Consider the following 1,080-nt stretch of genomic DNA (forward strand, 5'->3'; position numbering starts at 1 on the left):
GGCGGGTGCCGCTGCTTCGGGGGTCTGGCCTAGCTGGACCCGTTGGCCCTCGGGGGTGACGACCTCGCCCTCGGGCCGGAAGCGGGGCGGGACCTTGACCCGGCTGTACTGCTGGAGCTTGCCCCAGCCACCCCGAACCCCGGCGGCGGCCAGAAGGGCGCCGAGGATGCTCCCCACCATGCGCAGGAAGGCTTTAGAGGCCTCGGCGCGTCGCTCGGGGTCGCCGTTGGCGGCCCAGGCGGCCTTGATCCAGGCCTGGCCGTGCCGGACGGCCTGCTCGAGCGAGAGCACGAACCCCGCGCCCGCCACGGCGACGATGACGCCCTGCAGGGCCATCGCCAGGAACTTGGTGACCAGGGTGGGATCGGGGGCGGCGGCCAGGGCCCCGGCGACGAGCTCGGCGCCGACCAGGGCTACGGTGGTCGCCACGATCTCGGGCCAGTGGTCCGTGGCGAGCTGGACCAGCTCGCCCAGCACCTCGCCCAGGTGCTGGGGCGACTCGAGCACCGACCTCACGACGTCCTCGAGGCGATCCCCGAGGTTCTTGGCCTTGGCCCACAGGCCGCCGGTGATGGAGCCGTCGCCCACCACCCCCTTGAGGGTCTGGGCGAAGGCAGGGCTGGGCACCCAGATGAGGGCGTCGGCCTGGAAGCCCACCCGCCGCCAGTCCCCGCCCTGGCCCCGCACGGCCTTCGGGTTGGCGTAGGCCAGGACGTTGACGTAGAAGCGCAGGTCCTGGCCTGGCCGCACCAGCTCCTGGTAGAAGCGCTGCGCGATCCCGATGGCGCTCTCCCCGCTCTGCACCTTGTGGAGCCGTGACCCGGGGTCGGGCAGGTCGGTCTTGACCCAGCGCTTCGCCACGTACCCCGACCGGCCGCCCGCGATCACCCGGAGCCACTCCCCGGGCGCCTCCGAGACCACGAACACCCGGTCGTTGAAGCGGAGGGTCGCCAGGAGCCTGCTGCCGGGGTCGGGGGCCAGGCGCAGGTTGGCCTCGTCCACGAAGACCACGCCGGGTTTGTTGACGGCTTCCTCACCCCGGCCGGCCTTTTCCTTGCGCTGCACGGCGGGTGCTCGACG

At 73.0% G+C, this 1,080-nt stretch carries 1 protein-coding gene; it reads right to left on the minus strand.

The window, feature by feature from the left end; genetic code table 11:
• Positions 1 to 1,065 (minus strand): SH3 domain-containing protein (locus Mterra_RS21450; protein ID WP_147373058.1); only part of this gene is annotated, 1,065 nt, incomplete at its 3' end.
• Between the last annotated feature and the right edge of the window lie 15 nt (positions 1,066 to 1,080).

Origin of the sequence: Calidithermus terrae (assembly GCF_003574345.1) — a bacterium.
GTDB lineage: Bacteria > Deinococcota > Deinococci > Deinococcales > Thermaceae > Calidithermus > Calidithermus chliarophilus.